We start from the raw sequence: 12,857 nt of genomic DNA, 5'->3' as shown, positions 1-12,857 counted from the left end.
GTCGGAGCGGGACGTCTAGGGTCCGGTCACTTCGGCGCGGTCCTCGTGTTCGCCGTGGTCCGTGGGAGCGCTGTGCGGTTCGCGGCCGGTGCCGGGCCGCCGGCGCAGCTCCCGGTCGAGGAAGGTGATGGCGCGCCTCAGGACGGCGACATGGTCCTGGCTGTCGTAGCCGTCGTGCCCGGTGTCCAGCCACATCTCCTCGTACCGCACGCCGGCTTCGTCGAGTGCGGCCAGGTAGTCGCGGACCTGCCCCGGCGGGCATTTCTCGTCGCGTTCGGCGGCGACGACCAGCAGCGGAGCGCGTACGAGTCCGGCACGTCCAATGGGGGAGCTGCGGGCGTAGGCGTCGGGCACTTCGTCGGGCGTGCCGCCGAACAGCCGCTCGTCCAGAGCGCGCAGCGCCGGTGTGCCGGTGCGATGGGCGGCGGCGCAGTCGGCGACCGGCTTGACCGCGACGGCGGCCTGCCAGAGCGCGGGGTCGACGCCGAGTGCGAGCAGTACCAGGTAGCCGCCCCAGGACGTGCCCCACAGGGCCGTGGCGTCGCGGCGCACGAGCGCACGGCGGATCAGATCGGCGCGGACGGCGGCCAGATCCTGAACCTGGGTCAGTCCCACGCCTGCGGTATAGGCGCGACGCCAGCGCGGTCCGTAGCCGGTGGAGCCGCGGTAGTTGACCCGCGCCACCGCAAAACCGGAAGCCACCAGGGAGTGCACGACCCCGTCGTAGGCATCACGGTCGTGATCGGCGGGCCCGCCGTGCACCAGGAAGACGACCGGCGCCGGTGAGATGCCCTCCGGAAGGCTGAGCAGGGTGTGCACCGGGCCGTCGGGACCGGGCGTCCACAGGTCGCGGTGTTCGCCCGGTACGCGGCCGTCGACCGTCCCCAGGGGCGGCAGCGGCAGACCGGAGGTCGAGCGCATGCGCGGCGCCTGCGCCGTGGAGGTCCACAGATAGTGCACATCGCCGTGGGGCCGAGCGGCGGCGGCCAGCAGAGAGCCGGTCGGGGTCGGCAGCGGCGTCACGGTACGTGTGCCGAGGTCGGCGCGGTGAAGGTGGCTGCGGCCGTGGCGTTCCTGACGGATCAGCACACTGGCACGGTCGGGGTACCACGAGGCGGTGATCTCCGTGTCGAAGGCACACCACTCGTGGATGTGCAGTCCGGTGGCCGGCCGCCATCCTGCGAGCAGATAGCGGTCATGGTGCTGCTGGACGAGCAGCAGCTCATCGCGGTCCGGCAGGGGGGAGAATCCCAGGGCCCAGAGCTCGCCGCCGTCGGGCCCGCCGGGCAGAAGGGCGTGGACGGTGCCGTCCGGCGTGAGCACGGTCACCGCGTGCGCGGAAGCGGCAGGTCCGGTGATCGCGAGGTACCGCCCGCCGGGCGCGATGCCCGCGAGGGTCGCGTGGCCGTCGAGCCGGATCACGGGCCGGCCTGGGCCGCCGCGCCTGCCGATGTGGAGGGTGGTGCCGGACGCAGTGCCCATCGCCATGGCGACCGTCGAGTCCTCGGCGACGCCGATGCCGCGGGGAACACCGGGCGGTACGCCTTCGAGGCCGGGTAGGTCGGGTCCGCCGTCGAACGGCTGGAACAACCAGCGCCCGAGCCCGTCCTCGTCCTCGTCGAACCACCAGACATGGCTGTCGCGGTCGATGGCGGTGTGCAGTGTGCCGTGCGGGCGGGCGGTGACCTGTCGGGCCCGGCCGGTGGCGGCGTTCCAGGTGAAGACCTCGCACCGCCCGTCGGCGTCGGCGGTGAAGGCCATACGTGTGGGGTCGGCGGCGCACACCTCGGGCAGCTCGCCGCGGTAGGCCTGATAGCGGGAGCCCGGCCGTGCCGACGCGTCGTGGGCCGGGCGTGGTGACGTGTCTGCGGCGGAGGTGTGGGGCACCGGTCAGCCTCCCGTCTTCAGACGCCCTGCGCGCGCGGTGGTGAACAGCGCGAGGGCTACGAGGGCGGCGGCGCACGCCACCGCGGACGCGGCGGGGCCCGAACGACTGACGAGGGAGCCGGCCAGTAACGGGGCGACCGCGCCGGCGCCGAGCGCACTCGTGGCGAGCACCGCCCCGGCTCTGGCCTGAAGGTGCGTCGGCGTGTGGGTGATCGCGGCGGCCTGGACCACGACGGTGGCGGGCGCGAGGATCAGGCAGAACGTGCCGAAACAGATCCCGTAGGCCCAGGGCCCGCCGACGAAGGCGAGTCCCGCGGAGGGCGCCACCATGAGCCAGGTGACCCCCACCAGCGTGCGGGCGCCGCCGAGCCGCCGCACCACGGCCGGGGCGACGAAGGAGCCGACGAGCCCGGTCCCGCCGGCCACGGCGAGCACCAGGCCCATGGCGACGCTGCCACCGTTGCCCTGCAGGGTGAAGACGGCGGTGAAGTACAGGGCGGACAGGGCCCCGTTGACGGTCGTCGTCCAGGCCAGGACGAGCCGCAGCAAGGGAGCGGACCGCACCAGGGTGAATCCGGTGGACGTTTCCCGTGCGAAGGCGTGGAGCGCCCGTAGCGCACTGCCGTCGCGGGCCACCGGCTTGGCTGTGACGACCTCTTCGGCGGGAGGAGGTCGCCGCGTCGCCGGGTCCACCGCGCGCAGATCGGAGCGCATGAACCGTACGCACACAGCTGTCACGGCGTAGGAGGCCGCGTCGGCGGCGAAAGGCAGTGCGCGCGACATCTGGTAGAGCACTCCGCCGAGGGCGGGACCGACCACGAGGGCGGCGCGGTCACCCGCTTCCAGGCCTGACACCGTGCGGACCCGGTCCCGCGGTGCGCTCGTCAGCGCGATGGTTCCCCGGGCCGCCGCCTCGAAGCAGGCGGTGGCGACGCGTTCCACCAGAAGGGCCGTCAGCAGCAGCCCGAGCGAGGGGCGTTGGTCCCCCACCGATGCGGCCACCACCGTCATGGCAGCCGCCGCGACGGCCGCGGAGACGATCATCACAGGCTTGCGCAGTCCCCGGTCGGCCGCGACCGCCACGACCGGCCCGCACACAAGGGCGACCAGCATGCCGACGCCCGCGAGGAGACCCACCACCGCGGGCGAGTAGCCGAACTCCAGCAGCAGCAACGGGAAGGCGACGGCCGACACATGTGTGCCCAGCGCGTCGGCCGCGTTGGCCGACCACAGCAGCCTTACGTCCCGTACCGACGTGCGGGGTTCATTGCCGTCGCCCGCCGGTGCCGAAGGCGCCTCGGCCGTCGCTGCCGCGGCTGCCGCGGGCACGTTGGGTAAGCCGGTGCCATCGGGGTCGCCGGACTGCGGAACGTGCTTCATGCCCTGCCCCCTTCAGGCCGCCGCGGCAAACAGCACAGGCGTGCATGGGCGCCGAGGGGGCGCCCAAATGTGCAGAAAGTGTGCGGGAAATGAAACCGAGCGGAGCATAGTCACGCCGAAATCGGCGCCGCAAGGTTTACGGAGCGGCCGAACCGGTAGCGAAGTGGCCGACAGGCCGCTGCTGTTCAGTGGTCAGGGGTGCTTCGATGCTTACCAGCCGGGCGCCGGGTTCCGGTGCTCGATGGTCGCGCCCACGCGCGCGCTCCATGGCGGCCTTGCCTGTTCCGCTTCGCACGGGTGTACGCCGTCAGGTGCCGTCGCGTCCCGCCTCACGGTCGTTCGGCGACCCGCGGAGCCATCGCGGCGAGCGTGCGTGCCGGGCGTGGCGGACCTGGCGGAGCTGGCGAGATCGTGCGGATACGGACCGGCGGCAGGAGTCGTGGGTCAATCGAAGGGCTACGCGCGTTTGTATCAGCAAACCGCCCGTGGCTGATCGTCACCGCCGATATGGGTGGGGCCGCTGTTGCCTCTGAGTCCTCGCTGCGCCGCCTGCCCGGCCGCTCGCCGGGCCGGGGCCGGGGCGGCCACCATTGGCGCGAAATCAACAGACAGGCCGTCGAGCACTGGTGACACATCAATGCAACCTTGTCACTACAGTCCCAACAGTCACGCAGTGATCACCGTGCCGACCCGCGCCGGCCGGCGCGGTACGGGCGTCGTCGGAGGGCACGCCGCAATCAACCGGCCATCGCCCGGGCCGGGATACCGTCGACGGGCATGGCCACGCGGTGACGAACGAGGCCCGGCCGCTGCACAGCCAGGGCGGCCGGGTGGCCCCGCCCGCGTACGCGCGTACGGGCGGGGCCATCACGCCGGTCTACTGGGACGCTGTCCCCTGCGACGCCACGCTCGGCGCCGGAGCGTAGCCGGTGGGCCGGGTGGTGAAGGTCCCACGGCCCTGGGTCCGGCTGCGCAGCCGGGTCGCATAGCCGAACAACTCGGCCAGCGGCACGGTCGCGGTGACCACCGCCGTACCCTGTCGCGCGACCGAACCCGACACCCGGCCGCGCCGGGCAGCCAGGTCACCCAGCACCCCGCCCACGGCGTCGTCGGGCACGGTGACCGTGACCTCGACCACCGGTTCCAGGAGCAGCATCACGCCGGCGCGCAGTGCCTCACGCAGCGCGAGCCTGCCGGCCGTCCGGAACGCCATCTCCGAGGAGTCCTTGGAATGCGTGGCTCCGTCGGTCAGTGTGACCTGGAGCCCGGTCACCGGATGACCGCCGAGGGGTCCTTCGGCCAGTGCGTCCCTGCAGCCGGCCTCCACCGCGCGGACGTACTCCTGCGGAACCCGTCCGCCCGTGACGGTCGAGACGAACGCGAAGCCCCCGTCACCGCCGTCGCCCTCAGGCTCCAGCGCCTGCGTGTCGAGGACGACATGGGCGAACTGACCGGCGCCGCCTTCCTGTTTGACATGCCGGTAGACCAGGCCGGACACCCCGCGGGCAACCGTCTCCCGGTAGGACACCCTCGGTCGGCCGACGTCGATGGCCAGCCCGTGGGCGCGACGGATCTTCTCCACGGCCACCTCCAGGTGCAGCTCGCCCATCCCCGACAGCAAGGTCTGGCCGGTCTCGGGGTCGGTCCGGACCGCCAGCGAAGGATCCTCCTCGACCAGCCGCACCAACGCCGGCACGAGCCGGTCGGTGTCGGTGCTCCTGCGAGCCTCGACAGCCACCGAGACGACCGGATCGGCGGACGTCGGCGGTTCGAGGAGCAGCGGGGCCGAGGGGACGCACAGGGTGGCCCCGGCGCGGACCGCCTTCGGCCCGACGACCGCGACGATGTCCCCGGCCACCGCACGGTCGGCCTCGGCATGCCGGTCGGCCTGGACCCGCAGGATCCGGCCGATCCGCTCGGTACGCCGCGCGCCCACATCCAACACCGCCTCTCCCTTCTCGATCGTTCCCGAGTACACCCGCAGATAGGTCAGCCGTCCCGTGGCGGTCGAGTTCACCTTGAACGCGAGTGCCGCGAACGGCGCGGCCGGGTCGGCGGCCCGCTCCTGGTCCGCGCCGTCCTGTGTGCCGCGTACGGCCGGCACGTCCAGCGGCGAGGGCAGATAGGCCACAGCGGCTTCCAGCAGCGGTTCGATCCCCCGGTTGCGGTAGGCCGAACCGCACAGCACCACCACGCCCTCACCGGTACGGGTCAGGTCGCGCAGTGCCGCGGCCAGAGTCTGCGCGGACAGCGTCGCCTCGGCGCAGAACTCCTCCAGCGCGAGCGGGTGAAGTTCCGCCACCGCCTCTTCCAGCCGCCGCCGGCGCCGCTGCGCCTCGATCAGCAGAGCGTCCGGCACCGGGCCTTCGTCGAATGTGTCGCGGCCTTCGGCCCACACCAGCGAGCGCATGCGCAGCAGATCCACCACACCAGCGAACCCGTCCTCCGTGCCGATCGGCAACTGGACGACGAGCGGGGCCGGATGAAGCCGTTCCCGGATCGAGTCGACAGCCGTGTCGAGATCGGCACCGGCACGGTCCAGCTTGTTGACGAAGGCGATACGCGGCACTTTGTGGCGATCGGCCTGCCGCCACACCGACTCGCTCTGCGGCTCGACGCCCGCGACGGCATCGAACACCGCGATCGCACCGTCGAGCACCCGAAGCGAGCGCTCCACCTCGTCGGAGAAGTCGACGTGGCCCGGTGTGTCGATGAGATTGATCCGATGGCCGTCCCAGTCGCAGCTCACCGCGGCGGCGAAGATGGTGATTCCACGATCGCGCTCCTGGGAGTCGAAGTCGGTGACGGTCGTGCCGTCGTGGACCTCCCCGCGTTTGTAGGTGGTCCCGGTGGCGTACAGGATCCGTTCGGTGACGGTGGTCTTGCCCGCGTCGACATGGGCGAGGATGCCCAGGTTGCGGACGGCGGTCAGGGAAGTGGTGAGGTTGCGGTGCGGGTCGGTGCGCATGGCCCATGGCCTTTCAGGGTGTTCCCGAACGGGTCAGCGCGATTGCCGGACGAAGCGGCCCGAAGCCGGGCCGGATGGAACCCCTGGTGCGCCCGCTTCGGCGCAGCCTCATAGGGAGTGCCCGAGCGGGGGACTCCACACCGGGCGGACAGGGGTCAGATGTTCGTCACGAGCGTCCGGTACAGGCCGCGCAGCCGGCACCGGGCGTACGTAGACACCAGGATCACCTCGTACCGTGACGGGGGAATGACGACAGCGGTGCGGTAGCGCACGGCCCGGCTCCCCTCCATCGTCACGGTGGGCGCTGCGAGTGGTGGCAGCGCGCGGTACGGGGCGAGTGTAGTCAGGGTGGTGTCGGCAGGCACGGGGTTTTCTGCCTGATGCCGCATCCGCCGTCGATCCAGAGGCCCGGGTGAGCGTTTCGGCCTCACAGCCGTGCGGCGGGTTCCGATCCGCCCATGTCCAGCCGGAAGGGCGGGTAGGCGTCCGTCATGAGCCCGGCGTACGCGGCGACTCGTATCACCCATCGGTCGAGGCCGACGACGAGATCGAACAGGTCTCCCGGGTACTTTTCGGTGAACGCGAGTATGACGGCCGCGATGATGGTCAGCACGGTGATCAGTCCACCGTTCCACCAGCCTGCGTTGAAGCCGCCGGTGAAGAATGCGATCACGATGTATTGCGGGATCACCAGCAGCCACCACTTCACCAGTACGAGACCGCGCGAGAGTCGTTCCGGGTAGTCGATGTCGAGCCGGGCCGGATAGGTGGGTTCGGCTCCGAGGCTGAACGGTGGGTACTGGTCCGTGCCCAGCCCCGCGTAGCCGTAGTAGGAGACTCGCCAAGTCCAGCGCATGACACCGAGATTGAAGTCGAACAGTGCGCGTGGGAAGCGCTCGGTGAACAGGATCGCGAAGAATGCCACGATGCTGACGAGCGTGAAGGCGATCCACAGGAAGAACAGCAGGACATAGTGCGGGATCAGGATCAGCCACTTCACCAGCCACAGCCAGCGTGAGAGCGGCGCCTCGAGTACCGCCTCCACTCTGACGGGCGGGTATGAAGCCGGAGTCGTGGTCATGACGCTCAACTCCTTCGGCCGGGAATCCACGGTTTGCGGTGTTGGGAGGTCCTGTCGGCTCGGTCGTGCGGGCACTCATGCGCCCGGCGGGGCTGTCGCCAGGCGGCGGGATGTGGTTCCCCGGCCTGGTGGTCGGGCCTGGCCCGGTGGTCGGACCCGGCTTGATGGTCTGACTCGGTCTGCCTGCGACGTACGAAGGCCCGCCCGCCTGTCCCGCCCCAGCTGTGCCCGGCCAAAGGGCAGGTCACGCGGCCGTTTTCTGTTTCGGGAACCCGGCCGCCGCCGTTCGCGGCCACCGGCTCCCTGTATCCAGTCTGGTCCCGCATGGGAGCAGCCGCATGTGCGCGGGGGAGGAATCCCCGGTCAGGCCGCCGCGGGCAGGAGGATGGCCGTGTACTGCCAGCGGTAGCAGCAGGACCCAGCGCAGCCCGCCTCGGGCGAGCGGACGGGCGCGAGCTCCGAGGCCCCCACGTCCGGCGCGGCCGCGCGCACATGCACCGTCACCGGCCATCCGGGCGCGGCCTTTGTGGATGGGCATGGCGACCAACTGGGCCCGGACCCCAAGCGCACCCCCGGCAAGGCCGTTTCGTCCTGCTGGCACCCGGGAAGAGCGCGCGGTCGGGGGTCCTCAGCGCGGGCTGAGCGAAGGACAGCTGCCGTCGGCCGTACGGGGCGCCGAAGTGCTTGCTGCTCCAAAGGCATCGGGGCGCGGAAAGTGCTCCGACCGTGCTCCCGTGCGCCGCCCTGTCGGACGTCACGCCGGTGAGGGGCGTGTCGTTCACCTGGTACGGGCCCTGACGGACCAGGGCACTGACAGGACACGGGGGACGGACCATGTGGGCGCCGCTGCGTGACGCGCGCGTACAACGACGTATCGGGATGGGACTGGCCTGTGCGGCCCTGATCGCGCTGGCCGCCGCGATCCTGCGGAACGACGGTGACACGGACGCGGTGTCGGTCTGGGTCTCGGTCATCTCCGCGGCGGTCTCGGTGTGCGCGTTCGCGGCGGACCTCGTGCGCGGGCCGGGGGATGCGGACCCCCTGGCCCAGGGCGGTCGGCGGCAACAGGCCGCCGATGCCCTGGCCGAAGCGGTACGGGAGCAGTGGGCCGCGGAAGCGCAACTGCGGCGGCTCCAGGACCCCGAGCCGCTGAGCGTCCAGTGGTCCCGTGTCGGGCCGCCGCTCTCCGACCACGCGCGGAACATCCACCGGGGGTTCCCGCTCCCCGCACCGCGCGACGGCGACCAGCGGCTCGACCGGGTCGTCGAGGCGTTCACGGCTCTGCCGTCCCGTCGACTGGTGGTGCTGGGCGGGCCCGGGGCGGGAAAGACCGTCCTCGCCGTGCAGTTCGTGCTCGGTTCGCTCGCCGCCCGGCAGCCGGGCGGCCCGGTGGCCGTGTTGTTCCCCCTGGCGGGCTGGGATCCACGGTCGACGGCACTGCGCGACTGGCTGTCGGAGCGGCTCGCCGCGGAATACCGGCCGCTGGCCGTCGTCTCCGGCGAACGCACGCTCGCCCGCGAACTGCTGGACGCCGGCCTCGTCCTGCCCGTACTGGACGGCTTCGACGAACTCCCCGCGCCGGCGCACGGAGACGCGGTACGGCGCTTCAACGCCGAACTGGACGACCGGCTTCCAGTCCTGCTCACCTGCCGCACCGCGGTCTGGTCCCGCGCCGTACGGACAGGCGATGTCCTGACCGCCGCGGAGGTCGTGCAACTGCGCCCGCTGGACTTCGACAGGGCACGGCACTACCTGGAGTGCACCGCGAGGCCCGAGGACCACGGATCCACCCGGTGGACGCCGGTCCTTTGCGCCCCCACCGACGCGTTGACCACGGTCCTGGGCACGCCCCTGATGGTGGCGCTGGCCCGCACGGTCTACGGGGACACCTGCCGAGATCCGGCCGAACTCCTGGACACCGGACGCTTTCCCACCGCGGAGCACATCGAGGAGCATCTGCTCGACGCCTTCGTACCCGCTGCCTTCGGGGACGCGCCGGGCGGCATCTGGCGAACCGACGCGGCGTGCCGCTGGCTCCGGCGTCTCGCTCGGGACCTGGAGTGTCACGACACCGAACGCCCCGGCGCGTGGCGGCTCGCCTGGTGGGAGCTTCCGGAATCGATGCCGAGGGCGCTGCGCGTGATCGGCCCCGCACTCGTCGCGCTGCTCGCGACGGCCGCCGTGCTGGTCCCTCTCGCACGGTACGGAGGCGGCGTGGTCGGTGACTGGGACAGCCCGTGCTCGACTCTCCTCAATCTCGCGGGCATTCTCCTGGGCCTCTGCTTCGGGCTGGCCTTTCTGCTGCCTGCCACGGCCGACGCGCCGCAGGGGCCCCGCCGGTTGGCTCGTATGGCACTGCGGCTGACCGCCGCGGCCACGGCCGTCGGGGTCGGTTCGGGTCTGCTCGTCCCCCCGCTGCTCGGCCTGCGGTTCGGCGATGTGATCACGCCCGGGCCCGCCTGGTTCCTCAATGGAGCCTGCTTCGGGCTCATCCTGTCGATGCTCTTCTCGGTCGCCGGTCTGCCCCGGCGTCCCGTTCCGCTGGGCCTGCCGTGGGCCGGGAGCCCCAGTGGGCGAGGAGCCGTCCGGGCGCTGGGAATCCTCGTCGCCTTCACCGGCCTGGCTCTCCTCGTCCTCGTCCACACGATGCTGCCCGCCGTGACGTGTCTTGCCGCCGGCCCGCTCCTGTGTCTGGCGGGGCGGCGGCACGGGGGACGACCGGCGGTGCAGCACACCCGTCCGGTCGCGGTTCTCCGCGGCTTCGGGAGCGGTCTGCTGCGTGGCTTCTGCGTCTGTCTGCTGATCGGCGTGTCGGCATCCGCGGTCGTCGGGGGAGTCACCGGCGTGTTCGCCGCCCGCGAGGTCCGTGCGGCCCCCTCCGTGGCGGACGGGCAGGTGATCGAAGGCTGGCGCGTCCGGACAGGCGGGGACGGAATCCGTACCGTCGTCTCGACGCGGTCGTACGAGGGCGAACTGGTGCACCGTGGCACGGGCGTCATGCCGCTGGCCGTACCGAGGAAGGCCGCGTTCGCGTACAACGGGCGCCGGTACGAGAGCTTCGACAAGGTGGTCCGGATCCGGATGGAGCCTGCGGGACCGGTGCTCACGGCGGCACATGTGCCGCCGGCCGACGCCTGGAATCTGGTGCTCAAGCTTCCTCGTCCCGTCCAACTGTGGCTTGCGCACCGCGAACCTCTGGTCGTCGTCCGGGATGCGGTGGTCCCCCTCGCGGCCTTCGGCGTGCTCATCGGCGCGATCGGCGGCTGCGCCTCCGGTGTCTACCGTGCCCTGAACACCCCGTCAGACATCATGCACGCGGCCGGTCCGGGGAGCAGCCTGCGAACGGACCGCGCGGCCACCCTGGCCCGCAGTGCCATCGCATCCGTACTCGCCGGCGCGGTCTGTCTCGCGCTGGTCTCGCTCGTGGGCCGTGGCAGCTCGCTGGGCACCATGCACACCGAGTTGTGGGTCCCCGTCGGCACGTCGGCGCTCGCGCTGAGCGCATGGGGCCGGTTGGGCGTCGCCCGGATCTGGCTGGCCGTGACCGGGCGTGCGCCGTGGCGTCTCATGGGCTTCCTCGATGAAGCACACCGGCGAGGAGTGCTGCGCCAGTCGGGCGCACACTACGAGTTCCGCCATCTGCGACTGCAGCAGCGCCTGGCGAGGGATGTCCACGACCCCGCTGTACAACCGCTTCCGACACCGACGCGGTGACGGACGCGACGACCGTGCGGTCCTTGTGCCGAGCACGGTCCGCTTCCCCTGTTCCCCTGTCACACCTGTGAGCAGCCCGGCCGTAAGTGATGGCCGACACGCTGTGATTCCCGTCCCTGTCACGCGGTGCACCGGATCACCCGTTCGGCGCGTCCCGGAGTCGCATGTCGGGGATCCGGGCCGGGCGGCACACGTGCTCCTGGCTCCGGCGGTGGCGCAGGCCCGGGGCCGGACGGGTGAGCCTCGCATGTCCGCTTCGGCCGTTGTTACGGAACTGTCTCTTTGTCGCGTGCAACTAGTCCGTAGTGTGTGCCGTCTACCAGGCGGAACTCATAATCTGCGCGTATGAAGGAGTCGACAGTCGTGGGGGATATTCGCAGACGAGGAATCGTCGCGCTCGGGGTCACCGCGCTGGTGGCCCCGCTCTCCGTGGTCATGGGGACCACGACCGCCCAGGCGGCGTCGTGCACGACGCAGACCGGGGCGTACCAGAGGCAGGTCGAGAGGTTCCTCGGCCGTCCGGTGGACGGTAAGCAGTCGGCCGCCGACTGCAAAGCGATCCGGGCATTCCAGACAAAGCACTCGATCAGCCCGAATGTGGGGCTGGCGGGTCCCGTCACCTGGGGCGTCATGGATCTCATGACCAAGCAGAAGGCCGTCGGGAAGAACCCGAACAAGGCCGGCAAGTGCCCGACGAACAAGGGTCGCATTGCCTGTGTCGACCTGACCCTCCAGCTCAGCTGGATCCAGGACGGCAGGAAGCTGGTCTACGGACCCGTTGCGGTGCGTACCGGCCGCAACGGCTACGAGACCCGCACGGGACTGAAGAGGATCTACTCGCGGGACATCGACCACGTGTCGAGCCTGTACGACGTGCCGATGCCCTACAGCCAGTTCTTCGACGGAGGCCAGGCCTTCCACTCGGTGGGCGTCAGCATGTGGGCGCCCCCCGGCTCCCACGGGTGCGTGAACATGACCAAGACCGTTGCCGCCAAGTACTGGAGCCTGCTCCGCAACGGTGACGACGTCTTCGTCTACGGCCGGAAGCCCGGCACCTGAGCAACCCGGCGGACCCGCGCGGTCCGTGCAACGCGCCTGGAGTGGCCCGGATGGTCCCGGGCCGCTCCAGGCGCCTTTTCATGTGCGGTCAGGGGTCAGGCGGCGGTGTTCGGTGAGCTGGGCTGGGGAGCGGGAGCGCAGTTCACCTGGGTGGCCGGGGTGTTGTAGATGCCGTCCTTGGAGCTCTGGTGTCCGTTGTACTCGTAGTAGATGTACGAGTAGAAGGCGATGGTGCCGTTGCAGCCGGAGTCGGCCGCGATCTGGAACGTGAGCGTGACGGTACGGCTGGCGCCGGGGGCCAGGGGGAGGGTGTAGCGCACTTCGAGGCCGGTGGTGCCGGTCCCGGTACAGCTGGCGCCTTCGGAGGTGCACGAGGTGAATGTGTACTTCAGATCGCCGCGTTGTGACGTGGCCCAGGTCGGCTGGATGGACTGGTAGACGAACCCGATGTCGGTGGCCTGGTTGTTGGTGAGCGTCATCGTCACGTTCACGGTGGAGCCCGGGGTGACGGCGGGCTGATCGACGGTGAAGGCCACGTCGGGCGTGTCGGCGGAAGCCGGCTGGGCGGCCAGTCCGAGCAGGGCGACGGCGAAGGCGAGGATCGCGGCGAAGGCGATCTGTCTCAAGTGTGTGAAGCGCATGGCGACGGAGGCTAGGAGAGGTCACCGCCGCTCGTCTGCACCCACTCCAGCCCGTAGGACGCACTCCCGGCTGGAACAGTCCGCTCGCCCTGACTCGCCGTCATTGCCACCGGCATGGGCGTTTACG

The 12,857-nt window shown here is 71.1% G+C and carries 9 protein-coding genes; 2 read left to right on the top strand and 7 right to left on the bottom strand.

What is annotated here, in order from left to right; genetic code table 11:
- Positions 1-15: 15 nt before the first annotated feature.
- The 6 genes from OG293_RS02310 to OG293_RS02285 all read right to left on the bottom strand — a co-directional run bounded on the left by OG293_RS02310 (position 16) and on the right by OG293_RS02285 (position 7,820).
- Positions 16-1,887 (bottom strand): alpha/beta fold hydrolase, encoded by a 1,872-nt coding sequence (locus OG293_RS02310; protein ID WP_405997052.1) that lies wholly within the window; start codon positions 1,885-1,887, stop codon positions 16-18.
- A gap of 3 nt (positions 1,888-1,890) precedes the next feature.
- On the bottom strand, positions 1,891-3,267 hold the full coding sequence (locus OG293_RS02305) for an MFS transporter (protein WP_405997051.1): 1,377 nt from the start codon (positions 3,265-3,267) through the stop codon (positions 1,891-1,893).
- An 877-nt stretch (positions 3,268-4,144) separates the two neighbouring features.
- On the bottom strand, positions 4,145-6,235 hold the full coding sequence (gene fusA, locus OG293_RS02300) for an elongation factor G (RefSeq protein ID WP_405997050.1): 2,091 nt from the start codon (positions 6,233-6,235) through the stop codon (positions 4,145-4,147).
- A gap of 155 nt (positions 6,236-6,390) precedes the next feature.
- Complete coding sequence (locus tag OG293_RS02295; protein ID WP_405997049.1) at positions 6,391-6,600, bottom strand: hypothetical protein; 210 nt, start codon at positions 6,598-6,600, stop codon at positions 6,391-6,393.
- Positions 6,601-6,662: 62 nt separating this feature from the next.
- Positions 6,663-7,316, bottom strand: a complete 654-nt coding sequence (locus OG293_RS02290) for a DUF4389 domain-containing protein (protein WP_405997048.1) — start codon at positions 7,314-7,316, stop codon at positions 6,663-6,665.
- Between the two features lie 363 nt (positions 7,317-7,679).
- A complete protein-coding gene (locus OG293_RS02285) occupies positions 7,680-7,820 on the bottom strand; it encodes a hypothetical protein (protein WP_405997047.1) in 141 nt (46 codons plus the stop codon).
- Between the two features lie 330 nt (positions 7,821-8,150).
- On the opposite strand from OG293_RS02285, the gene OG293_RS02280 reads away from it, so the two are divergent.
- Together OG293_RS02280 and OG293_RS02275 are read left to right on the top strand one after the other, a co-directional pair.
- The gene (locus tag OG293_RS02280) at positions 8,151-11,030 is read left to right on the top strand and encodes an NACHT domain-containing protein (protein WP_405997046.1); all 2,880 of its coding nucleotides are present in this window, start codon (positions 8,151-8,153) and stop codon (positions 11,028-11,030) included.
- 363 nt (positions 11,031-11,393) lie between these two features.
- Positions 11,394-12,089, top strand: a complete 696-nt coding sequence (locus OG293_RS02275; protein ID WP_406003484.1) for a L,D-transpeptidase family protein — start codon at positions 11,394-11,396, stop codon at positions 12,087-12,089.
- A 95-nt stretch (positions 12,090-12,184) separates the two neighbouring features.
- Here the strand turns inward: OG293_RS02275 and OG293_RS02270 are convergent, their stop codons facing one another.
- Positions 12,185-12,730 carry a hypothetical protein gene (locus OG293_RS02270; RefSeq protein WP_405997045.1) on the bottom strand — a complete coding sequence of 182 codons (546 nt, stop codon included), beginning with the start codon at positions 12,728-12,730 and terminating at the stop codon, positions 12,185-12,187.
- Positions 12,731-12,857 lie beyond the last annotated feature (127 nt).

The sequence above is a fragment of the Streptomyces sp. NBC_00829 genome (assembly GCF_045161795.1).
Lineage (GTDB): Bacteria > Actinomycetota > Actinomycetes > Streptomycetales > Streptomycetaceae > Streptomyces.
This window is presented reverse-complemented; position numbering and strand designations above follow the sequence as displayed.